The organism is Streptomyces sp. NPDC088261 (genome assembly GCF_044740805.1).
Taxonomy (GTDB): Bacteria; Actinomycetota; Actinomycetes; order Streptomycetales; family Streptomycetaceae; genus Streptomyces.
On record NZ_JBIURL010000015.1, the window covers coordinates 187,763 to 210,274 of the forward strand.

Here is a 22,512-nt window from a genome sequence, read left to right on the forward strand (position 1 = left end):
GAAGTCCCGCCGATTGTCTACGACTTCAGCGGGGACGCCTCGGGGACGGCGTGCGGGGGTACGGTCCCCGGCCTGCGCCGCGCCCCCTCGTCCACCGGAACGTGGTGGTCCGGCGGAACCGTACGCAACGGCAGGGCGACCAGCAGTCCGAGGGTGATCCAGACGTAGGTGTTGGAGCCGACGAAGGCGTCCGGGCCGGTCGCGCCGTCGCGCCACAACCAGACGACACTGCTGCACAGCAGCACGTACACCACCGCGCACACGGTCAGCGGTCCGCCGTTGCGCCGGCCGCCGGAATCCCGGCACAGGGCGGTGTCGGTCAGGACGACGAGGGCCGGGACGATCCAGACCAGGTGGTGTACCCAGGTCACCGGGCTGACGAGGCAGGCGGCCAGTCCGGTCAGCGCGAACCCGGCCCGGTCGTCCCCGGCCCCGACGGCCGCGCGGGCGCGGTACGCCCACACGGCGAGGACGGCGGCCACGCACGCCAGCCACACCGTGTGGCCGGTGTCCTCGGGGCGGAGGCGGGACAGGACGCCTTGGACCGACTGGTTGGAGACATAGCCGAGTTCGCCGACCCGTCCGGTGTCCCACAGCGCCCGCGTCCAGAAGTCCCGGGACGCGCCCGGGTCGAGGGCGGCGGCGAACAGGGTGGCCGTGGCCGCCGTCCCGGCCGCGACCGCCGCCTGTCTGCGGCGGCCGGTGATCAGCAGGTAGCCGATGAAGAGCGCGGGGGTGAGTTTGATGGCGGTCGCGAGGCCGATGCCGATCCCCGCGTACCGCCCCCGCCCGGTGGCCAGCAGCCGCGCGTCGGCGAGGACCAGCGCGACGAGCAGGAGGTTCACCTGACCGAAGGTGAAGGTGTCGCGGACCGGTTCGAACAGGCCGAAGAGGCAGCCGATCACCACCCACGCGAACCAGCCGCGCCAGCCCTCGCGGCGGACGAGCGGCCCCACCAGCCAGTTCAGCAGCAGCGCCGACGCCACGACGCTCAGGACCAGGCTGATCGCCACGGCCACCGGCCAGGAGACCAGCGCCATCGGCAGCATCGACACGGCGGCGAAGGGCGGGTAGGTGAAGCCGTACGACGTGCCGGGGCTGAGGTAGTCGTAGATGCGGCCGCCGTGGTGGATCCACTCCCCCACCGCCCCGTAGTACACACCGACGTCGAAGAAGTCGCGGAACAGCGGGACGGTCACCAGGAAGACGGCGGTGGCGACGACGAGGCACACCGCGACGGCGGCCCGCCCGCCGGGCCGTGCCATGACCAGGCGCGGCCACCTCACGACGCGGCCCGGGTGCGGGCGGGCAGGACGGCGGGTTCCGACATCAGGAACATCCACCACAGTGTGACGAGGGCGAGCGCGCCGCCCGCGACCGCGAACGTCAACTGGGCACCGTCCGGCGGGGATCCGCTGGGCAGCATGCCGAGCGCGAGGATCCCGCTGCCGACGGACGCCCACCGCCGTACGCGTCCGTCGGGCGCCGCCGCGGCGATCAGGAACAGCCCCCACAGCGCGTACCACGGCCGGAACGCCGGACCCAGGACGAAGACCGCCAGCAGGCTCAGCGCGAGCGCGTACACCGGCCCGAGCCGTACGCGGTGCGCGCGGCGCAGCCACAGCCACGCCACGGTCAGCACGGTGACCACCAGGCCGAGCCGCCGCCACGCCGGGACCGCGAGGTCGCCGAGGCCGCTTCCCACGCTGTCCAGCAGCGCTCCGCTGAGCCGTCCGAGTCCGCTGGTCAGGGACCAGTTGTCGGCGGAGACGGGGGTGGAGAGGGCGCCGAGCCAGCCGTATCCCGTCCCGGCCAGCGCCGTCACGACCACGGTGGTGGCGAGGGCGACGGCGCAGGTCAGCGCGGCGGCTCTGGCGGTACGGCCCCGGCCGTCGAGCAGGCCGGCCCAGAGGACGGCGACCGCCAGCAGGCCCAGCGCGGCGGGCGCCTTGACGAGCGCGGCGAGGGAGACGAGGACGGCCGCGCGGGCGGGCATCGCGCCGAGGGCGGCGACCAGTCCGGCGCCGAGCAGCCCCAGCATGAGGGCGTCGTTGTGGGCGCCCGCGACCAGGTGCAGCAGGACCAGCGGGTTGAGCGCGCCGAGCCACAGCGCGGCCGCGGGCTCGACCCCGCAGCGGCGGGCGAGCGACGGCAGGAACGCGATCATCAGCCCGACGCCGAGCAGCGCCACGAGCCGCATGCCGAGGATGCCCGCGGGCATGTCGAGACGGGTCAGGAACGAGGTCTTCTCGGCGGCGAAGAGGAACACCGGGCCGTAGGGCGCCGGGGTGTGCTGCCAGACGGGGGCCACCTCGGTCGCGAGCGGCCCGCCGAGGTGCGCGGGGCCGTGGACGTACACGTCCATCCGCGCGTCGACCATGGCGCCCTGCGCCAAGTAGCTGTAGACGTCGCGGCTGAACAGGGGCGGTCCGAGGACGAGGGGCGCGGCCCACACGCCCAGCGTCACGAGGAGGTCGCGCGGGGCGGGCGGGCGGGGTCCCCGGACGGACCTGCCGAGCCACCACCAGGCGGCTATCAGCAGGACGAGGCCGAAGTACGCGCAGACGACGCCGAGGGCGGCGCGTCCGGAGGTGGGCAGCAGCGCGTCGCCTACGGGGAGCGCGCCCGCGGTCAGCCCGCCGGTCATGAGCGCGAGGGACCCGGCGAGCCCCAGCGTCCGGCAGCGGCGCGGGTTCACTTCCGCGTTCAGGGCGAGCATCTGTGGAGGCTCGCAGCAGGCGATGGCCGGAAGGCGACGGTCTGCCCACGGTCCGGTGGCTGCCGCATAGCCGGGGGCTTACGGCCGTCCCCGCACCTCCGGGTGGCCATCCTCGTGCCTCCCCGCGGCCGGCCCCGGAACACGGCAAGGCGGGCCCCGGTGTGTCCGGGACCCGCCCTGCCGGTCGTGGAGCCGCGCCGGTGCGGCCTGTTACCTCCCGATCGTGAAGGTGTCGATGTCGAACAGGGAGCCCGCGCCGCCGGTGAAGGTGAGGAACACCGGTCCGGTCGGTGTGCCGGTCAGCGTGGTGGTGACGGTCCTGAAGGTCTCCCAGCCGCCGGTGTTGGGAACGGCGACCGAGCCGATCACCGGTCCGGTGGCCGAGCCCGAACGGACCTGGACGGTGCCGCCCGCGCCGGCCGAGGAGACCTTCGCGCTGAAGGTCTTCGCACCCGTGAGGGACGCCTGGGAGTAGCCGGCCCAGTCGCCGTTCTCGATGTAGCCGAGGGTCCTGCCGCCGCTCGCCGGAGCGTGGTCGGCCGCCTGGACGCCCTGCTGCGAGGTGAACGACTCGCCCTCGTACGTGGACGACGCGGGCGGGGTCGTACCGCCCAGCTCCTTGATCCGGACGTTGCGGAAGGACACGTCGTCACCGGTGCCGTGGTTCTGGATCCCGATGTATCCCTGCTGGAGGGAGCGGACGGGGTCCGTGTTGGTGAAGTCGTTGATCTTCGCGCCGTTGAGGAAGACCTGGAGCCGCTCCCCCTCCACCCGGATCTCGTACGTGTTCCAGGCGCCGGGCGGGTTCAGCGCGGCGTCCCTGGCCGCGATGTCCGCCGACTTGAAGCCGTACACCGACCCGGTCGTGCGGTCCGCCGTGTCGGTGGCGTCGATCTGGATCTCGTACCCCTGGTTGACCGCCGAGTTGGGATCGGTGGAGCTGGGGAAGCCCACGAACACACCGGAGTTGTCGTCCCCGGGCATCCGCCAGTCCAGCTTGAGGGAGTACGCGGCGTACTGCTTCGCCTGGTACCAGTACAGGCCCATGCCGCCCGTGGAGGTGAGGGTGGCGTCGGTGTTGGTGAAGCTGCCCGGGCCGGCCTGGGACCAGCCGGTGGTCGAGCCGTTGTAGAGCGTGGTGTAGCCGGTCTCCGCGCGGCAGTCGGCCTTCGCGAAGCCCGCCGCGTACCGGATGCCGCCGAGCAGCAGCGTCCGGAACGTGGGGTCCGCGTAGGACTCCTGGGTGTGGCCGAGTCCGGTGTAGAAGGACCGGCCGTTGCCCTGCGGATGGCACCAGGTGATCGGGTGGTCCCCGCTCATCTCGCCGCCGCTGTAGCTGCCCTCGTCCAGGTTCTGGAGCACCTTGACGTTGTTGCGCGGGTTGGTGCGGTAGTTGTACCACTCGTCGGTACGGGACCAGGTCTGGCCGAGGTGCGAGGTGGCCGCGTTGGCCCGGTCCTCGGTCCTCAGCGTGGCCTGCTGGATCGCCGGGTGGCTCTTGAACCAGGCTCCGGCGATCTGCTCGTACTGCGGCCAGTCGTACTCGGTGTCGGCGGCGGCGTGGATGCCGAGGTAGCCGCCGCCTCCGTCGACGTACGACTGGAAGGCCGACTGCTGGGTGGCGTTGAGGACGTCACCGGTGGTGGAGAGGAACACCACCGCCTTGTAGCCGGCCAGGTTGGCGGTGGTGAAGGCGTTGCTGTCCTCGGTGGCCGTGACCGTGAAGTTGTTGGCCGCGCCGAGGTCCCTGATGGCCTGGGTGCCGGCTGGGATGGAGTCGTGGCGGAAGCCCGCCGTCTTGGAGAAGACGAGGACCTTGTAGGCGGGGTCGGCGGCCTGCGCCGTGGCCGCCGGGGTCAGGAGCGACCCGGCGAGACCGAGGGCGACGACCAGCGCGGAGGCCGCGGTGGTCGGCAGGCGCCGGAGGTGACGGAACATCAGTGGCCCTTTCCCGCGCTTCACTTGGTGAGGGTGAGGGTGTCGATGTCGAACAGGGATCCGGCGCCACCGGTGAAGGTGAGGAACAGCGCTCCGGAGGAACCCGTACCGGTCAGGGTCGTGGTGACGTTGGCGAAGGTCTCCCAGCCGCCGGTGTTGGCGACCGCCACCGTGCCGAGGACGGCGCCGGTCGCGGAGCCCGAGCGGACGGTGATGGTGCCGCCCGCGCCGGCCGAGGAGACCTTCGCGCTGAAGGTCTTGGTCCCGGCCGTGGGGACGGAGGCGTACCCCGCCCAGTCACCGTTCTCGATGTAGCCGAGGGTGTTCCCGCCGCTCGCCGGGGTGTGGGCGGCCGCCTGGACGCCCTGTCCCGAGCTGAACGACTCGCCCTCGACGGTCTGGCTCGACCCGCCGCCGCCGGTGCCGGTGGTGAAGGTGAAGGCGTCGAGGTCGAAGAGGTTGCCCTGGCCCGTCGGTCCCTTGAAGACGAGGAACAGCTCCGTGGTGCCGGACGGTGCGTTGGCCAGGTTCGCCGAGACGTCGACGAAGTTCTCCCAGCCGCCGGTCGGTGCCACGGTCGCGGTGCCCAGCAGGGTGCCGGTGGCCGAGCCCGTCCGTACCTCCAGCGTGCCGCCGACGCCACCCGAGGAGACCCGGGCGGTGAAGCGGTTGGCGTTGCCGAGGACGTACGGCTTGAAGGAGATCCAGTCGTTGTTGTCGGTGAAGCCGACGGTGCTGCCGCCTTCGGCGGTGCCGTGGGCGGCCACCTGGATGCCGTTCTGGGCGCCGAAGTGCTCACCCTGGCGGTGGCGGGGCTGGAGGATGCGCGCGCTGTGCGTGGTCAGGCCGGCGGCGTCGGTGTACTCGGCGTCGAAGACCCCGTAGATGTTGGCGGCGCTGTCGTGCTCGCCGTCGGCCGGTACGGAGAGGTTGCCGGAGCAGCCGGTGGCCTGGGTGATCTGGTGGCGGTGCTCGTCATGGCCGAGGAGGTAGGTGACCTTGACCTTGGAGCAGTCGATGGCACCGTCCTCGGGGTCGCTCACCGAGACCTGGAAGGGGACGGTGTCGCCGAAGGAGAACAGCTGGCCGTCGCCGGGGCTGGTGAGGTTGACCGTGGGCGCGGTGTTGCCCGACGTCACCACGAGGCTCGCGGTGCCGGTCAGGCCCTCCGGGTCCCTGACGGTGAGGGTGGGACGGAAGGTGCCCCTGGTGGTGTACGTGTGGCTCGGGTTGGCGGCGGTGGAGCTGGTGCCGTCGCCGAAGTCCCAGGCGTAGGTGAGGGCCTTGCCCTCGGGGTCGGAGCTGCCGGCCGAGGAGAACGCGACCGTGAGCGGAACGGCTCCCGAGACCTTGTCGGCGGCGGCCTTGGCGACCGGGTTGCGGTTGCTGCCCCCGACGTATTCGACGCGGTACAGGGCCTGGTTGTTGGCGCCGGTGCCGTAGTCGAGGACGTAGAGCGCGCCGTCGGGGCCGAACGCCTGGTCCATGACCTGCGTACCGGTCCAGGGGAAGGCCTCGATGACACCGGGGGTGCCGTCGGCCTTGACCTCGATGGCCTTGATCCACTTGCGGCCGTACTCGGCGGCGAAGAAGCGGCCGTCCAGGGACTGCGGGAACTTGACGCTGGAGTTCAGCGCGGCGTTGTAGCGGTAGACGGGACCGCCCATCGGGGACTCGGAGCCGCCGCCGAACTCGGGCGGGGTGCCGGAGTCACCGCCGTACTTGATCCAGGAGGACTTGGCGGCGGGGAGCGTGGCCAGTCCGGTGTTGCGGAAGGAGTTGTTGGCCGGGGCGGCGCAGTTGTACTTCCCGGCGGACGGGCCGCTGGGGAAGGCGTACTCGCCGTACGTCTCCGTGGCGGTGTTCGTACCGGTGCAGAACGGCCAGCCGTAGTTGCCGGGGGCCGTGATCCGGTTGAACTCGACCTGGCCGCTGGGGCCGCGGGTGCCGTCGGTGACGCCGGCGTCGGGGCCGTAGTCGCCGAGGTAGACGATTCCGGTGGCCTTGTCGACGGACATCCGGAAGGGGTTGCGGAAGCCCATCGCGTAGATCTCGGGGCGGGTCTTCGCCGTACCGGGCGCGAAGAGGTTGCCCGCGGGCACGGTGTAGCCGCCGGCGGCGGTGGGCTTGATCCGCAGGACCTTGCCGCGCAGGTCGTTGGTGTTCCCGGAGGAACGCTGGGCGTCGAACTGCGGGTTGCGGTCGGTCCGTTCGTCGATCGGCGCGTAGCCGCTCGACTCGAACGGGTTGGTGTCGTCGCCGGTGGTCAGGTAGAGGTTCCCGGCGGCGTCGAAGTCGATGTCACCGCCGACGTGGCAGCACTGGCCCCGGTCGTTGGCGACTTCGAGGACGACCTTCTCGCTGGCGAGGTCGAGGGTGTTGTCGGCCTTGAGGGTGAAGCGGGAGAGGTTGAGGTGCCCCTTCCACGCTTCGAAGGTGGCCGCCGAGCCGGTGGTGGGGGCGTCACCGCCGGGCGTGTTGAGCTTCGGCGAGTAGTACAGGTACAGGTAGCGGTTCGTGGCGAAGCCGGGGTCGGCCGCGATGCCCTGGAGGCCTTCCTCGTCGTGCGTGTAGACGTCCAGCTTGCCGGCCGTCTTGGTGTTGCCCGCGGCGTCGGTGTAACGGACCGTGCCGTCCCTGGCCGTGTGGACCACCGCACGGTCGGGCAGTACGGCGAGTGACATCGCCTCACCCAACTCGGCGTTTCCAAGGGCGAGTTGTACCTGCTGGTAGTCACCGGTGGGGATGACCGCGGCGGCGGCCTCGTGCTCGGGGTGGCCGGGGTGCGCGGAAGCCGTGGGGACGGCGAGCGCACCTCCGCTCACCACGAGGCCCAGCACGGTGAGCCACCTCAGCCACGCACGTCTCGGGCGTGACCGTCCTGACAGTCCTGACATGGAGCGTCCTTCCTGACCTTGCGGGGGGAGTGATGCGGGCAGGCGTGCGCGACCGGCACGCTGCCGTTTCACTGCGGGAGGAGCCTGTGCCCGGGTGATGTCCCGTCACCTGGGCAACAGCCGTACCGATCTAGGGGGAAGCTGGGGAGAGCTTTCGATGCGGCATCAAGGTGGTGCGGAGACTCGCGCGAGTTTTTGCATGCTGGCAACGGGGCGTTAATTTGTCAAGGGCGTGGTCAAATTGCCGCGACAGTCGTCCGAAAGGCCGGAAGTCGACGGAGGCGGCGACAACGTCCGTACGGGAAGGGCCCGGTGCGCGACGTGCGCGCACCGGGCCCCGGAGCTCGGCTCTCCTCGGCGGCCGCTACGGAGCCGCTTTAGTTCAGGGTTAAAACTATATGGCCGGGACACCGGTTGCGCGGAGGCGGCCGGAGCCGGGACAGCGCTCTCCTTGTATACGACCGGGTGACGGACGGTGACGCGGGCGGTGCGGTGACGCGGGCGGTGGCTCAGGCGGTGACACGGGCCGCCGGGGCGGTCAGGGCGGCCTCGGCGCTCAGCCGCAGGCTCCTGATCATCGGATTCGGGTCGCCCTCGCGGCTGACCAGGACGACCCGGCTGGGGGGAGCGCCCTCGATCGGGACGGTGACGAGGTCGGGACGCAGGGAGCTGCGCCGATCACCGACGGGCAGTACGGCGATCGCCCGGCCGCTCGCGACGAGTTCGAGCTTGTCCTCGTAGCTCTCGACTGGCGGCACGCCGGCCCCGAGGAGCCGGTAGGACGTCCAGTCCGCGGTCTCGAACGGGCACGGCGCCGCCTCCTCGCCGGACAGTTCCTCCGCGGTCACCGACGCGCGACCGGCCAGGGGATGGCCGCGCGGGACGGCGAGCATCCGGGGCTCCTCGTACAGCGGGGTGATGGTCACATCGGCGGCGGCGAACGGCAGCGGGGACCGCGCGATCAGGGCGTCCACGCGCCGGTCGGACAGCGCCCCGACGTCGCGGCAGTCCAGGTGGCGGGTGACGATCTCGGCGTCCGGACAGCGACGGCGCAGTTCCCGTACGGCGGCGGTGATCACCAGGTCCTCGACGTAGCCGATGGCGATGCGTCCCGTCTCGGCCTGTTCCCGCACGGCCTGTTCGGCCTGGCGGGCGGCCCGCAGCAGGGCCTCGGCCCGGGGGAGGAAGCTCCGGCCGGCCGGCGTGAGCCGGGCGCCCTGGGGGACGCGGTCCAGGAGCCGTACGCCGAGGTACTTCTCGAGCCGCTGGATCTGGCGGCTCAGGGCCGGCTGGGCCACGCGCAGGTCGGCGGCGGCCCGGCCGAAGTGCTGGTGCGCCGCCACGACGGTGAAGTAGCGCACGAGCCGCAGTTCCAGGTCCTGTCCGAGATCGTTCACCCTTCCAGCGTACGGGTCATGCCGTTTCGGAATGATCGGGTTGCCGAACCGGTCTTGGACGGTGGTGCGGTCCTGGGCCTTGACTCGGGGAGCAATGTTTCCCGAGGAAAGCGACAGGCGCGATGAAGGCGATCCAGTTCCACGAAGCGGGCGGGCCCGAGGTTCTGCGGTACGAGGAGGTGCCGGTTCCCGCGATCGGCCCGGGCGAGGTGCTCGTACGGGTGCACGCGGTGGGCGTCAACCCGCCGGACTGGTATCTCCGCGAGGGCATGAAGGTGATGCCGGCCGCAATGAGGCCGGCGCTGGAGTTCCCCCTGATCCCCGGGACGGACATGTCGGGTGTGGTCCGGGCGGTCGCTCCGGACGTGCGGGGGTTCGCCGTGGGTGACGAGGTCTTCGGCATGCTGCGGTTCCCCGGGTTCGACGGCCGTACGTACGCCGAGTACGTGGCCGCGCCGGCTTCCGACCTGGCGCACAAGCCGGCCGGCCTCGACCACGTGCGGGCGGCCGGGGCGCCGATGGCCGTGCTCACGGCCTGGCAGTACCTGGTCGACCTCGGCCACGACGTGCCGTCTCCGTTCACCGGCCGGGTGCACCGGCCGGCGCCGATCACGCCGGGGACGACGGTGCTGGTCAACGGGGCCGCCGGCGGAGTGGGCCACTTCGCGGTGCAGTTGGCGAAGGGGAAGGGGGCGCACGTCGTCGCGGTGGCCTCGGGCCGGCACGAGCGGTTCCTGCGCGAGCTCGGTGCGGATGAGTTCGTCGACTACACGAAGACCCGGGCCGAGGACGTGGTCAGCGGGGTGGACCTGGTGATCGACTGCGTCGGCGGCCCGGACAGCTCGCGCTTCCTGACCGTGCTCAAGCGCGGTGGCACGATGCTTCCGGTGTTCTTCGCGCAGTACGACCCGGAGGAGACGGCGCGTCTGGGCGTCACCGTCTCGAACATCCAGGTGCGTTCCAGCGGCCCCCAACTCGCGCAGATCGGGCGCCTGTTCGACGAGGGCAGGCTCCGGGTCGGGCTGGACAGCACGTACCCGCTGCCCGAAGCGGCTGCGGCGCACGCGCGAGCCGCGCAGGGCCACCTCCAGGGCAAGATCGTGCTGACGGTGGCCCCGTTCGGTGACGGTCACGTCGTGCCTGATCCGCCCGCTGCGCAGGTGCGGGACGCCTCCGGCGGCGGCCGAGACGTACAGGTCGTCGCCCGCGGCGAGGCGCAGGGTGCGGGTCAGGGCAACGTAGGCGGTGAGGCCGGCGCCGCCGAGGATGCTCAGGCGCGCGACGACTAGGACGCCCTCGTACCGCCGCAGCTTCCTGACGGAACGGAACTCTTCACGAACGCGAAGTGGTCCGGGGCGGGGAAGCCGCGGGGGCGGGCGCGCACTGCGCGAGCCGCTGACCCCGCGCGACCGCCCCGGCGGAACGGCACGGGCCACGGAGCCGACGGCCTGATCGGAACCCCGGCGGCCCGTGGCCGGGAAGGCGTCGGCGTTCAGGCGTCCGTACCGTCTGCCGTGGTGCCCTGGTGGAAGTACAGGCGCCAGCCGTCGGGGGTCAGGCGCCAGATGGAGCTGCGGCGCACCCGGTGGCCCGCGTGGACCGAGACGTACGTCAGATGGACGAGCCCCGGAGCGAGCAGGCGCCCCGTCAGGCCCCGGACGTCGACCGGCGACCGCTCCGTCACGGAACCGTCGCCCGTGACCTCCAGGACCGACGTGGCGTCCCAGCGGGCGCCCGACGCCCCGAACTCCGTGAACTCCGGGTCGAGAAGCGCCGAGACCAGCGCCGGCGACGACCGGACCGCCGGGTCCAGGAGCCGCAGCTCCCCCTCGATCGCGGCCCGCACGGCGGGCGCCCGCTCTCCGCCCCCGGTGGTGTCCGTCCGAGCCGTTCCGTTCTCAGGCGTCATGCCGGAAGCCTACGGACGGCGTCCACCGCGCCCGGGGTGACGGGGGAGGCGGGTCCGGGCGGGTTACTGACCCTTTGGAAGGAAGCATCCGGTGTCGGGCCGTCGGATCTCCTTCTTGCGGGGGCCGCTGCGCTTGAATGGGGCAAATGGACCACATCACGTTCCTCGTGGCGATAGTGATCGTGACCGCGCTCGCGTTCGACTTCACCAACGGGTTCCACGACACCGCGAACGCGATGGCCACCTCCATCGCCACCGGAGCCCTGCGTCCCAAGGTCGCGGTCCTCATCAGCGGGGTCCTCAACGTGGTGGGCGCGTTCCTGTCCACGGAGGTCGCGAAGACGATCTCCGGGGGCATCGTGAACGACAGTCTGGTCACCCCCGCGATGATCTTCGCGGGGCTGATCGGCGCCATCCTGTGGAATCTGTCGACCTGGCTGATGGGCCTGCCCTCCAGCTCCTCGCACGCGCTGTTCGGCGGGCTGATCGGCGCCGTGTGGGTCGGGGCGGGCCGGCAGGGCGTGCACTTCGAGAAGGTGGTCGAGAAGATCCTCCTTCCCGCCGTGGCCTCCCCGCTCATCGCGGGGGCCGCCGCGCTGATGGCCACGTACCTCGCCTACCGCCTCACCCACCGGGGCCGCCGGTCCTCGGTGGACCACGGGTTCCGGCTCGGGCAGATCGCCTCCGCCTCCCTCGTCTCGCTGGCGCACGGCACCAACGACGCGCAGAAGACCATGGGGATCATCACCCTCACCCTGATCTCGGCGGGCGCGCTCGGGCCCGGCGCCGGGCCGCCGGCCTGGGTGATCGGCTCGGCGGGGCTCGCCATCGGCCTCGGTACGTATCTGGGCGGCTGGCGGATCATCAGGACGATGGGCAAGGGGCTCACCGACATCCAGGCCCCGCAGGGCTTCGCGGCGGAGTCCTCCGCGACCACCGTCATCCTCACCTCCGCCCATCTCGGCTTCGCCCTGTCCACCACCCAGGTCTGCGCCGGAGGCATCCTCGGCGCGGGCCTGGGCCGCAGGCTCGCGCACGTCCGCTGGGGAACGGCCGGCCGCATGGCCGTCGCCTGGTGCGTGACCCTGCCCGCCGCCGCGGCCGTCGGGGCGCTCGCCGCGAGTGTGGTCGTGAACGGCGGCACGCTCGGGATCGTCGTCGTCGCCGTCGTCGCCGCGGCTCTCGCCGCGTTCATCTTCCTCATGTCCCGGCGGACCCGCGTCACCTCCCGCAACGTCAACGACGACCACGCGGTGACGGTCCGCCCGGGACCCGCCAAGGCGAATGTCTGACGGGCCATGACCGACACGGCCCGGGAAACGGCGAGGAGGATCTGATGGATCTGAACTGGAGCTCTCTGGGCGAGGTCGCCGTGGTCAGCGTCGGCGCCACCGTCGGCGTCGTGATCGTCTTCTCGCTGGGGGTACGGGCACTGGCCTCGATCGAGGGAGCCGAGGAGGGCCACGGGGGCGGGGGGCCGCACGGCGCGAAGCCCCCGGGCGGCGGCGGGAGCACCGCGTACGGAGGCCGCCGCGCCGCGCGGCCGGGAGCGCCGGCAGTGGCCGTCGCCGGGCTGTGCTTCCTCGCCTGCGCGGCGGCCGTGCTCTACGGGCTGTATCTGATCGTCCCGCAGTTCCACTGAGTCCACGAGCCGGGGAGCCGGGCGAGCCGCCCGCCCCCTACCCCATCTCCGCGCAGATCCGCAGCCCCTCCGGTGACGCGCACGGCAGGTGCCCGTGCGTACGGACCACGTCCTGGCCGCTGCCCCGCATCAGGTAGTTGAGGAAACTGGAGACGAGCGAGCCGTCCGGCGGATCGCCGTACGTGTACGCGTACTCGATCTCGCGGTACGGGTACGCGCCGTCCGTGATCGCGTCCACGGACGCGAACCGCCCGTCGAGCGCCAGCCGGTGGAGTCCGTCCGGGGTGGATGCGGAGCGCAGGTCCGTGTACCCGATCGCCCCCGGCGTGGCGGCGACGGTGGCCAGGACCCGTTCGGTGCTGCCGAGTTCGCAGCGGAAGACCCTGGCCGTGGTGTCGTCCTTGTGACGGCAGTCGGTGGAGGAGTCCGCCTGCTCGAACGCGTCGAGCACCCGGCGCTGGAAGATGGCCCGGGTGCCGGACTCCGAGTTACGGCTCACCAGGACGATCGGCAGGTCGGGGCCGCGTACCCCGTCGGGGCCGCGCAACTGGTTCCAGTTCGACACGTCCCCGCGGTAGGCACGGCGTACGTCCGTGGTCGAGAGGCCCTTCAGCGGCACGCTGTCGTTCACCACGAGGGTGAAGACGGAGACCGCGACCCGGTTCTCGCGCAGCCGGTCGAAGCCGGCCGTCTTCGGACCGTCGGACAGGGCGATCAGGGCGGGCGAACCGCCCTTCGCGGCGGCGCCGCGCTCGTCCAGCTCCCTGACCCCTTCGGCGCTGCTGCGGGCGTCGACCGTGATGGTGGAGCCCTCACAGTCCCGTTCGTACTTGGCCGCCAGGTCCTCGGCGACCGGCGCGAACGCGGTGGATCCGGTGATGGTCAGGCTCCCCCGCGCACAGCCCATCGGGGACGGCGCGTCGTCCCGCAGGACGATGATCGACGCGAGGATGACCACGCAGACGGTCAGCAACACCGTGATCATGCTGGACGCCCTGCTGAACAGCGGCGGGGTGTCGTCCGGCGTGGTGGCGCGGTTCAGGGACACGTCACCGTCCCTGAGCCCGCCCGCGACCCGGATCGGATCGCCGACCGCGCCGCCGGTGAGCAGGACGAGGAGTTTGAAGTGCCGGCCCCGGTTGAGCGGGACGCGCGGCAGGTAGACGGTGTCCCCGGCGTGCCGCAGACCGGCGGCCGTGGTGAAGTGGTCCAGCAGGTGCTCCTCGCCCGGCGGGGTGGTGACCGCGAGGCCGTGGATCGTTCGGGAGGTGAACACCGCCGTCAGGCCGTGGAGTTCACGGCCCGTGTAGTCGCCGTCGCCGATGCTCTGCGAGCCGTCGTTCTCTATGCGCAGCAGGACCAGTGTGGCGTCCGAGAGGTGCGGGTTCTCCTGGAAGAAGCCGAGCCGCACGCCGGCCCGGCCGCTGCGTTCCGCGCTGCTGACCGGTGTGTCCAGCTGGATCCGGTAGCCGATGCGCCGGTGAGCGGGCACGCGGCGCTCGAACCAGAGCACGCCCACTGAGGCGAGAATGCCGAGCAGCGCCGTACCCAGCGCGACGACGTTTTCCGTACTGAGCCATTCCACGGTCCCCAGGCCCCCCTGAACACGCGCCCCGGAACACCCCGACGGTCCGGATCGTCCGGTCACCGTACGGCCGCCGGGGGCGGTGGACCGCCCGTTTCACCGGCGCGTGCGCTGCTGTTTGTCCATGGTTCAACAGCCCGGGGCGGGCGGGGGTGTGACGGCCGGAAGGGTCAGAACTCCTCGTGGTGGTCCGGGTCGCCGCCGAGCCTGCGGTGGGGGCGTGACGCGATCCGGGTGATCTCGTCCTCGGTCAGTTCGAACCCGAAGAGGTCGAGGTTCTGCCGCCGCCGCTCCGGACTGCCCGACTTGGGGATCGGTACGGCGCCCACCTGGAGGTGCCAGCGGAGCACGACCTGTCCCGGGGTGACCCCGTGCGCCTCGGCGACGGCCCCGATCGCCGGGTCCTCCAGCAGGTCGGTGCCGCGGCCGAGGGGGCTCCAGCTCTCGGTGCGGATCCCCTTGGCCCGGTGGACGGCGCGCAACTCCTCCTGGGGGAACAGGGGATGCATCTCGATCTGGTTGACCGAGGGCAGCACGCCCGTCTCCGCCTCCAGGCGGTCGAGGTGCGCGGCGGTGAAGTTGGAGACGCCGATGGAGGCGACCAGACCGTCCTCGCGGAGCTTGACCATCGCCTTCCAGGACTCGGCGTACTTGCCGACGCGCGGCAGCGGCCAGTGGATGAGGTAGAGGCCGACGCGGTCCAGGCCCAGGGCGCGGCGCGATGCCTCGAACGAGCGGAGGGTCTCCTCGAAACCGTGGTCACGGCCGGGGAGTTTGGTCGTGACGACGATGTCCTCGGCCGGCACGCCGGACCGCGCGATGCCTCGTCCTACCTCGGCCTCGTTGCGGTAGTTGACGGCGGTGTCGATCAGCCGGTAGCCGAGCTCCAGGGCTCCGGTGACCGCCGTCTCCGCCTCGTCGCCCCTGAGCGGATAGGTTCCCAGGCCGACGGCGGGGAGCGTGGTGCCGTCGTTGAGGGGGTGGGCCGGGGCGGTACGGGTCACTGCTTTCCCTTTCGTCGTGGCGCTCGTGGATCGTCGTGGCGCGCTCGTGGGCCGTGTCGCGAGCGGTCGTTCAGTCGTGTCGTGCTTCCGCCGCGTCCCGGGCCCTGTCCGCCGCCAGTACGTCACGGGCCGCGCGGGTCCCCGAGGCCAGGGCTCCTTGCACGGAGCCGGTGGCCCGGTGGTCGCCGCACACGTACCGTCCCGGACCGGTCCGGGTCGGCCGGGACAGCGGCCAGGGCGGGGGCATGGCGGGCAGGGCGTCCTCGATCGTATACGTGGCGAGCGGCTCCCACGCGCCGGTGCTCTCGCCGTAGGCGTCGGCCAGATCGGCGCGCAGGGTGGCCTCCCGGCCCGGGAGTTCCGGCCCGAGGACGGACGTGGAGACCAGGGACCGGCCGGCGGGCGCGTAGCCGGGCACGACCTCGCTGATGACGCAGGTGTTGAGGAAGCGGCGGCGGGTGTCGACCAGGAGGGTCGGTTCGCGCAGGGGCGGGGCGGGGGCCGCGTGGTAGTACGTCGTGACCGTGCGGGTGGCGGGCACGTCCAGGCCCGGCAGGAGCCCCGCCGCCGCGCGGGGGCCCGTCGCCACCACGACGGTGTCGGCCGGCCACTCCGTACCGTCCTCGCCGCGGACGCCGTCGTCGGTCAGCTCCGCGACCGGCGTCTCCAGGCGGACGGTGTCCGGCGGCAGACCGTCCGCCAGCTGGGCGGGTACGGCCCCGATTCCGGCGCCGGGCAGGCAGAGCGTGCCGCGCAGCATGCTGCGCCAGACGAGGTGGAAGAAGCGCGAGGAGGTCTCCAGCTCGTCCTCCAGGAACACCCCGGAGAGGAAGGGCCGGAAGAACCGTTCGACGAGGTCGGGCGAGATGCCGGCGTCGGCGAGGGCGGTGAGGGTCGTACGGTCCGGCCGGCGCTTCAGTCCGGCGACGGGGCCGAGCATGTCACGGGCCGTCAGGAGGCCGAGCGCCAGCAGGTCGCGGCCGGGGGCGAGCCGGCCCGGCAGCAGATCGGCCACGGCGCCCGGCTGCCTGCTGGGGTCGGTGAACCGCAGGGTGGTGTCCTCGGTCCGTACGAGCGCGCCGGGGGTGAACGGCCGCAGGCGCAGTCCCCGCAGGTCGATCCGGCGTTTCACCTGGGGGTACGCGGTGTTGAAGACCTGGAACCCGCGGTCCAGGAGGAAGCCTTCGTGCCGGTCGGTGCGCATCCGGCCGCCCACCGCGTCGGCGGCCTCCAGGACACGCACCGACCGTCCCGCCCTGATCAGGTCGGCGGCGCAGGCCAGGCCCGCCATCCCCGCTCCGATCACAACCACGTCCGTCCGGCGCCGCTGGTTGTCCGGCACGCGTGTCCCGCCCTTCGCTCCGTGCTGCCCGTCCGGCGGGGCTTCCGCTCCCGCCGCATCCGTCCTCCCGATGGTGTCAGGCCGGGGCGGGGGCGGCGCGGCGCCGCGAAGGGCCGGACGGGTGGCGGTGGGGGGGGTGAGACACCTGTGCGACACGGGGAAACGCCGGCCGCCGGGCGGGCCGTGGATCGGCCCGCCCGGCGGTCGGTGCGATGCGGTGCGGTCCGCTGACGCGGGGGCGGTCAGCGGTGGCGGTACGAGGTCACGTAACCGGCCGCCGGCGTGCCGACCCCCGTCACGTCGTCGTAGCCGACCACGGCGGACAGCGAGCTGTCCTTGCCGAGGCTGCGGAGCGAGGTGAGGATGCCGTCGGCACTGTCGGTGCTGTTGGCGAAGTCGTTCCGTACTACGGCCAGTTGACGGCCGGCACCCAGCGGGTGGTCGGTCACGTCGTGGTACGCGGAGGTGCCGTACCGCTGGTAGATGCCGGGGTTGGCGAAGCCGATCGGCACGCCGTGCCTGGCCTGCTGGGCGAGGGCCTGGACACCCGCGATGACCGGTGCGGCCAGCGACGTACCGCCGATGCGGTACTGGTCGTACCCCTGGGTGCCGTCGGGCAGGGTCTGGGTCTGGCCCACCAGGAAGCCGGTGTTCGGGTCGGCGACGGCCGCGATGTCGGGGATCGTCCGCATCGGCGTGGTGCCGTTGGCCTGGGCGAGCGAGCCGGGCACCACACCCCGCTGATAGAACGGCTGCGGCACGGTCACGCTGGTGCCGCCGCCGGCGCCGGAGGTGTAGGCGCCGGGGAAGTCCGTCCAACTGCGGCCGTCGGCCGAGAGGTTGGCCTTGTACGTGCCCCAGCCCGTCTCCCACTGGTAGGCGTTCTTCTTGCCGACGGCGAGCGAGGTGCCGCCGACGGCCGTCACCCAGGCGGAGTTGGCGGGCATGTCGACCTGCTTCGTGCCGGTCGAGACGACGTTGTCGCCGTCGTCACCGGACGAGAAGTAGAACCCGATGCCCTCGACGGCGCCCGTCTGGAACACCTGGTCGTAGGCGGCGGCCGACGCCGGGGTCTCGCTGGACTCCAGATCGCCCCAGGAGTTGGAGACGATGTCGGCGAGCCGGCCGTCCACGACCTTGCCCAGCGAGTCCAGCAGGTCGTCGTCGAAGCAGGAGGCGCCGCCGACGTAGACGATGCCCGCGTCGGGCGCGAGCGCGTGCACGGCTTCGACGTCGAGGGTCTCCTCGCCGTACCACCCCGAAGCGCCGCACTCCTCCGTGCTGTTGTAGTCCGCGGGCAGCACCTGGGACAGCTGCCCCTTGCGGTACTTCTTGTCGCCGTTGCGCTTGGCGTACGTGGCCGCGTCCTCGGCGATCGTCGGCGAGGCGTACGCGTCCGTGATGGCGACGGTGACACCCTTGCCGGTGAAGTCCTTCGCGCCGTAGGCGGCGCGCAGCTGGGTGCCGGTGTAGCCCTTGATCGCGTACGACGCTTTTGAACCGTACGCCGAGGGAAGCGACTTGTCGGTCTTCGACCCGAAGTAGGTCGAGAACGGACCGGCGTTGCGGAACACGGCGTCGGGGGGCGGCAGCGTGTCGTCGTGACTCGCCTTGTGCGGCGCGTTGTCGAGCCCGGTGACGGTGAGGACCGCGCCGTCCAGCGAGTCGGGCACCGAGGGGGTGGCGACCGGCGCGCGGTAGGTGTGGCCGCCCTTGGCGTAGTCGTGGAGCTGGGTGGAGAAGGCCTTCTCCACCGCCGCGGCGTCACCGGTGACCGTGAGGTAGTGCGGCTGGGTGCCCGTCACCTTGAGCCCGGCGGACTTCAGCCAGGCGGTGACCCGCGCGACCTGGTCCGCGGTCGGGCCGAAGCGCGCGGCCGCCTGCTGCGCGCTCAGGTACTTCCCGTACGAGGCGGAGGAGGGGTCGGACACCTCCTGGGCGAGCTTGGCGAGGCCCGCGCTGTCCCGGCCCGCGAGATACACGCGGGCGGTGACCTTGTTCGCGTCGGGGGTGCTCCCCCGGTCCGCCTTCTGTGTCGCCCAGAGCGGCTTCGTGCCGTGGAGCGTGTCCCGTCCGGCGGGGCCGGTGTCGGCACCCGCGGACTGGACGCCGAGTGCGAGAGCGCCGGCGACGAGCGGCAGAGTCGCCGCCCAGGCCAGTCCGGCGCGCAGGCGCGGTCGGCTGGATCTCATGTAACCCCCTGCGTTGTGGTTGGACGCGCACGGTGGGCCCGATAGATGGCCACCACACACAAGAGGCCACTCTCCCTATCAACTGTTCATCGGAGGGACATGCGTTGGCCAAAGCCCGATCAAGCCCGGACCATGTACAGCTCAACCCGAAGACAGGACGCGCACCGGGCGGACCCGTGAGGGCCGCCCGGTGCGCGCGGAGACATGACAGGGGAACAGGGACGAACAGGGGCCGTTACGGCGCCGGGTGCAGCGTCCCCGAGCGGGTCAGGCGCCCGTACCAGTGCGCGCTCGACTTGGGGATCCTGCGCTGCGTCGCGTAGTCCACGTACACCATGCCGAAGCGCTTGCCGTAGCCGTACGCCCACTCGAAGTTGTCGAGCAGCGACCAGAGGAAGTAGCCGCGGACGTCCGCGCCCGCGTCGATCGCGCGGTGCACGGCGGCGAGGTGTCCGCGCAGGTAGGCGATGCGCTCCGGGTCGCGGACCTCGCCGTCGGGGCCCGCGTAGTCGTCGAAGGCCGCGCCGTTCTCGGTGATCATCATCGGCAGGCCGGGATGGTCCCGCTTCACGCGCAGGAGCAGTTCGTACAGGCCCTCGGGGTCGATGGTCCAGCCCATGGCGGTCCGCTCCCCCGGTGTCTGGTGGAAGGCGACCTCGTCCGCGCCGGGCCACGGGCTGTGTTCGCTGGCGCCGTGGCCGTCGGAGCGGTGGGCGGCGGGTCCCGTGTGGTGCGAGACCAGGGTCGGGGAGTAGTAGTTGACGCCCAGGAAGTCGAGCGGCTGGTGGATCAGCGCGGTGTCGCCGTCCTGGACGAACGACCAGTCGGTGACGGTCGCGGTGTCCGCCAGGACGTCCGCCGGGTAGGCCCCTTCGAGCATCGGGCCTGTGAAGATCCGGTTCGCGGTGCCGTCGATGCGGCGGGCCGCGTCGACGTCCGCCGGGCTGTCCGTCAGGGGCCGTACGTGGTGCAGGTTGAGGGTGACGGACACCTGGGCGGTGGCGGGGAGGCGCTCGCGCAGGGCCTGGACCGCGAGGCCGTGGCCGAGGTTGAGGTGGTGGGCGGCGCGCAGGGCGTCGGCGGGGTCCGTACGGCCGGGGGCGTGCACGCCGGAGCCGTACCCGAGGAAGGCGCTGCACCACGGCTCGTTGAGCGTGGTCCAGCTCCCCACCCGGTCCCCGAGGGCGTCGGCGACGATGCCCGCGTACTCGGCGAAGCGGAAGGCGGTGTCGCGCTCGGGCCAGCCGCCGGCGTCCTCCAACTCCTGCGGGAGGTCCCAGTGGTAGAGCGTGACGACGGGCCGGATCCCCTTGTCCAGGAGTCCGTCGGCCAGCCGGCGGTAGAAGTCCAGCCCCTTCGCCGAGGCGGGCCCCCGGCCGCCCGGCTGGACACGGGGCCAGGACACCGAGAAGCGGTAGGCGCCGACCCCGAGGTCGGCCATGATCGCGATGTCCTCGCGCCAGCGGTGGTAGTGGTCGGTGGCGATGTCGCCGGTGTCGCCGTTGCGCACCTTCCCCGGCGTACGGGAGTAGACGTCCCAGATGGAGGGGGTGCGGCCGTCGTCCTGGGCGGCGCCCTCGATCTGGTAGGCGGCGGTGGCGGTGCCCCAGAGGAAACCGGCCGGGAAGGTCAGGGGAGCCGCCGTTTCCAGGGCTCGCCCGGTGGTGGGTGCTGAGGTGGCCACAAGGGTCCTTCCGCGTGGGTGAGAGGAGAGACAGGTCGAACGGTGGGGAGGGGTGGCGCGTTCGGGCGCGTCGGGCGGTGGCGTCCTCAGCCCTTGACCGCGCCCTGCATGATGCCGCCGACTATCTGACGGCCGAAGACGAGGAACATCGCCAGCAGCGGCAGCGTGCCGAGCAGCGCGCCCGCCATGATCACCGACTGGTCGCGTACGTAGCCCGCGCTGAGCTGGGTGAGGGCGACGGGGACGGTCGGGTTGGTCATGTCGAGCGCGATGAAGGGCCAGAAGAAGTCGTTCCAGGCGTGCACGAACGTGATCATGAAGAGCACGGCCATCGGCGGCCTGGCGATCGGCAGGACGATGCTCCAGAAGATGCGCAGCGAGTGGGCGCCGTCCAGACGCCCCGCCTCGATGAGTTCGTCCGGCAGGGCCTCCGTGAGGTACTGCCGCATGAAGAACACACCGACCGCGCTGACCAGGGTCGGGAAGATCACGGAGGGCAGCGACTGCCCCCAGCCGAGGTCGGCCATCATCATGAACAGCGGTACGACTCCGAGCTGCGGGGGCACCAACATCGTGCCGATGACCAGCAACAGCAGGATGTTACGGCCCTTGAAGCGAAGCTTCGCGAACGCGAAGCCGGCCAGCGTGGCGAAGAAGACGGTCGACAGGGCGATCACCCCGGCGACGATCAGGCTGTTGAGCATCGCCTTGCCGAGCGCGGCGTCCTGCCAGGCGGTGGCGAGGTTCTTGAACAGGTTGGGCCCCGGCAGGAACGGCGGCGGGGTCTGCGACACCCGGGTGTTGTCGGTGGAGGCCGCCACCATCGTCCAGTAGAGGGGGAAGAGGGAGACCAGCGCGGCGAGTCCGAGCAGGAGGTAGGCGAGGGGTCCGGCGTGGTGCTGGCGTCCCGCGCCCGGGCGCAGGACGCGGCGGAACCTGCTCTTCCGGTCGGGTGCGGTGGGGGTGGTCCGGCCGTGCGCGTCCGCCAGGACCGGTGCGATGTCGGTGGTCATGGGGCTGTTGCTCCCTGGTCAGGAGGTACGGGACGGGCGGGCGCGGCGGGGCGCTCTGACGGGGCGTGGGGTACGGGACAGGACGCGCGCGAGGACACGCTGGAGGACGAAGACCAGGATCAGGATGAGGAACATCGCCCAGGCGATGGCCGAGGCCCGGCCCATCTGGTAGTTCTTCCAGCCCTCCTCGTACAGCAGCAGGCCCAGGGTCTGGTACTGGTTGTCGGCGCCGCCGCTGATGCCGTTGGGGCCCTGTCCGAAGATGAGCGGCTCGCCGAAGAGCTGGGTCGCGCCGATGGTCGAGAGGACGATGGTGAAGACGATCGTGGCGCTGATCCCCGGGACGGTGACGGTGCGGAACTGCTGCCAGCGGGAGGCGCCGTCGATGGCGGCGGCCTCGTACAGGTCCTTGGGTATCGCCTGCATCGCGGCGAGGTAGAGCAGCGCGTTGTAGCCGGTCCAGCGCCAGATCACGATGGTGGAGATGGCGAACTGGGCGGGCCACTTCTGGCTCTCCCAGTCGAGGTGGTCGACGCCGAAGAACCCGAGCACCCAGTTGATCATGCCGAAGTCGCGTTCGAAGAGCATGGTGAAGACGAGCGCGGCGGCGGCGACGGAGGTCGCGTACGGGGTCAGGACGGCGACCCGGAAGAACACCGAGCCGCGCAGGCGGTAGTTCAGCAGATGGGCCAGGCCGAGCGCCATGAGCAGCTGCGGGACGGTGGAGATGACCCCGATGGTGAAGGTGTTGCTGAGCGCGCTCCAGAAGCGGTCGTCCTCGAACAGCTCGGTGAAGTTGGCGAGACCCCGCCATTCCATGGTGTCCATCGAGGAGAGCTCGACGCGGTGGAGCGAGATCCAGAAGGTGTAGAGCAGCGGGTAGAGGCCGAAGGCGCCGAAGATCAGGAAGAACGGGGCGATGAAGGCGTACGGCACCGCTCCGAGGTCCAGGCGGTGGAGGATGTTGCGCCGCGACTGCCGGGAATCGATGGAGGTGGCCACGCGGGCTTCCTTCCGTGGGGTGGTGGGGGTGGACGGGGGCCGGCGGCCGCCGGGCGGGGCGGGTTGGGCCCTGCGCGCGCCCGCCCCCCCGGGCCGCGGGCGATGCGGCGGCCCAGGCCCGCAGCGGGGCGCGGGTTGTGGCGCGGCCGGCGGGCGCGCGGGCCGCGCACGCCGCCGGTGACGGCGAC

15 protein-coding genes and 2 pseudogenes are annotated in these 22,512 nt (G+C 71.9%); 3 read left to right on the forward strand and 14 right to left on the reverse strand.

Annotated features, from left to right (window positions below; all coding sequences use genetic code 11):
* Positions 1 to 17: 17 nt before the first annotated feature.
* The 5 genes from ACIODU_RS26305 to ACIODU_RS26325 all read right to left on the reverse strand — a co-directional run bounded on the left by ACIODU_RS26305 (position 18) and on the right by ACIODU_RS26325 (position 8,951).
* Positions 18 to 1,265, reverse strand: a complete 1,248-nt coding sequence (locus ACIODU_RS26305; RefSeq protein WP_401770240.1) for a glycosyltransferase 87 family protein — start codon at positions 1,263 to 1,265, stop codon at positions 18 to 20.
* Between the two features lie 17 nt (positions 1,266 to 1,282).
* Positions 1,283 to 2,719 carry a polyprenol phosphomannose-dependent alpha 1,6 mannosyltransferase MptB gene (gene mptB, locus ACIODU_RS26310; RefSeq protein ID WP_401770241.1) on the reverse strand — a complete coding sequence of 479 codons (1,437 nt, stop codon included), beginning with the start codon at positions 2,717 to 2,719 and terminating at the stop codon, positions 1,283 to 1,285.
* 210 nt (positions 2,720 to 2,929) lie between these two features.
* Positions 2,930 to 4,657, reverse strand: a complete 1,728-nt coding sequence (locus ACIODU_RS26315) for a ThuA domain-containing protein (protein ID WP_401770243.1) — start codon at positions 4,655 to 4,657, stop codon at positions 2,930 to 2,932.
* A gap of 20 nt (positions 4,658 to 4,677) precedes the next feature.
* A complete protein-coding gene (locus tag ACIODU_RS26320) occupies positions 4,678 to 7,554 on the reverse strand; it encodes a carbohydrate-binding protein (protein ID WP_401770245.1) in 2,877 nt (958 codons plus the stop codon).
* A gap of 509 nt (positions 7,555 to 8,063) precedes the next feature.
* The gene (locus ACIODU_RS26325) at positions 8,064 to 8,951 is read right to left on the reverse strand and encodes a LysR family transcriptional regulator (protein WP_401770246.1); all 888 of its coding nucleotides are present in this window, start codon (positions 8,949 to 8,951) and stop codon (positions 8,064 to 8,066) included.
* Positions 8,952 to 9,073: 122 nt separating this feature from the next.
* Here ACIODU_RS26325 and ACIODU_RS26330 point away from each other — a divergent pair.
* Positions 9,074 to 10,066, forward strand: a pseudogene (locus ACIODU_RS26330) (NADP-dependent oxidoreductase); the annotation flags it as partial.
* 51 nt (positions 10,067 to 10,117) lie between these two features.
* Here the strand turns inward: ACIODU_RS26330 and ACIODU_RS26335 are convergent.
* Together ACIODU_RS26335 and ACIODU_RS26340 are read right to left on the reverse strand one after the other, a co-directional pair.
* Positions 10,118 to 10,267, reverse strand: a pseudogene (locus tag ACIODU_RS26335) (NADP-dependent oxidoreductase); the annotation flags it as partial.
* Positions 10,268 to 10,443: 176 nt separating this feature from the next.
* Positions 10,444 to 10,860, reverse strand: a complete 417-nt coding sequence (locus ACIODU_RS26340; protein ID WP_356421319.1) for a DUF4440 domain-containing protein — start codon at positions 10,858 to 10,860, stop codon at positions 10,444 to 10,446.
* A 146-nt stretch (positions 10,861 to 11,006) separates the two neighbouring features.
* Between ACIODU_RS26340 and ACIODU_RS26345 the strand changes: the two genes are divergently transcribed.
* Together ACIODU_RS26345 and ACIODU_RS26350 are read left to right on the forward strand one after the other, a co-directional pair.
* A complete protein-coding gene (locus ACIODU_RS26345) occupies positions 11,007 to 12,152 on the forward strand; it encodes an anion permease (protein WP_401770248.1) in 1,146 nt (381 codons plus the stop codon).
* 44 nt (positions 12,153 to 12,196) lie between these two features.
* Complete coding sequence (locus ACIODU_RS26350; RefSeq protein ID WP_401770250.1) at positions 12,197 to 12,502, forward strand: hypothetical protein; 306 nt, start codon at positions 12,197 to 12,199, stop codon at positions 12,500 to 12,502.
* A gap of 37 nt (positions 12,503 to 12,539) precedes the next feature.
* Here ACIODU_RS26350 and ACIODU_RS26355 read toward each other — a convergent pair whose 3' ends face one another.
* From ACIODU_RS26355 to ACIODU_RS26385, 7 genes are all read right to left on the reverse strand, one after another.
* Positions 12,540 to 14,087 (reverse strand): PstS family phosphate ABC transporter substrate-binding protein, encoded by a 1,548-nt coding sequence (locus ACIODU_RS26355; RefSeq protein WP_401770251.1) that lies wholly within the window; start codon positions 14,085 to 14,087, stop codon positions 12,540 to 12,542.
* A 170-nt stretch (positions 14,088 to 14,257) separates the two neighbouring features.
* Positions 14,258 to 15,091: an aldo/keto reductase gene (locus ACIODU_RS26360; RefSeq protein WP_401770253.1), complete on the reverse strand. Its 834-nt coding sequence runs from the start codon at positions 15,089 to 15,091 to the stop codon at positions 14,258 to 14,260.
* 70 nt (positions 15,092 to 15,161) lie between these two features.
* Positions 15,162 to 16,433 (reverse strand): NAD(P)/FAD-dependent oxidoreductase, encoded by a 1,272-nt coding sequence (locus ACIODU_RS26365; RefSeq protein WP_401770254.1) that lies wholly within the window; start codon positions 16,431 to 16,433, stop codon positions 15,162 to 15,164.
* Positions 16,434 to 16,675: 242 nt separating this feature from the next.
* A complete protein-coding gene (locus ACIODU_RS26370; protein WP_401770255.1) occupies positions 16,676 to 18,625 on the reverse strand; it encodes a protease pro-enzyme activation domain-containing protein in 1,950 nt (649 codons plus the stop codon).
* A 235-nt stretch (positions 18,626 to 18,860) separates the two neighbouring features.
* The gene (locus tag ACIODU_RS26375; RefSeq protein ID WP_401770257.1) at positions 18,861 to 20,309 is read right to left on the reverse strand and encodes a GH1 family beta-glucosidase; all 1,449 of its coding nucleotides are present in this window, start codon (positions 20,307 to 20,309) and stop codon (positions 18,861 to 18,863) included.
* Positions 20,310 to 20,395: 86 nt separating this feature from the next.
* A complete protein-coding gene (locus ACIODU_RS26380) occupies positions 20,396 to 21,322 on the reverse strand; it encodes a carbohydrate ABC transporter permease (protein ID WP_356421297.1) in 927 nt (308 codons plus the stop codon).
* A gap of 18 nt (positions 21,323 to 21,340) precedes the next feature.
* The gene (locus ACIODU_RS26385; protein ID WP_401770259.1) at positions 21,341 to 22,324 is read right to left on the reverse strand and encodes a carbohydrate ABC transporter permease; all 984 of its coding nucleotides are present in this window, start codon (positions 22,322 to 22,324) and stop codon (positions 21,341 to 21,343) included.
* Positions 22,325 to 22,512 lie beyond the last annotated feature (188 nt).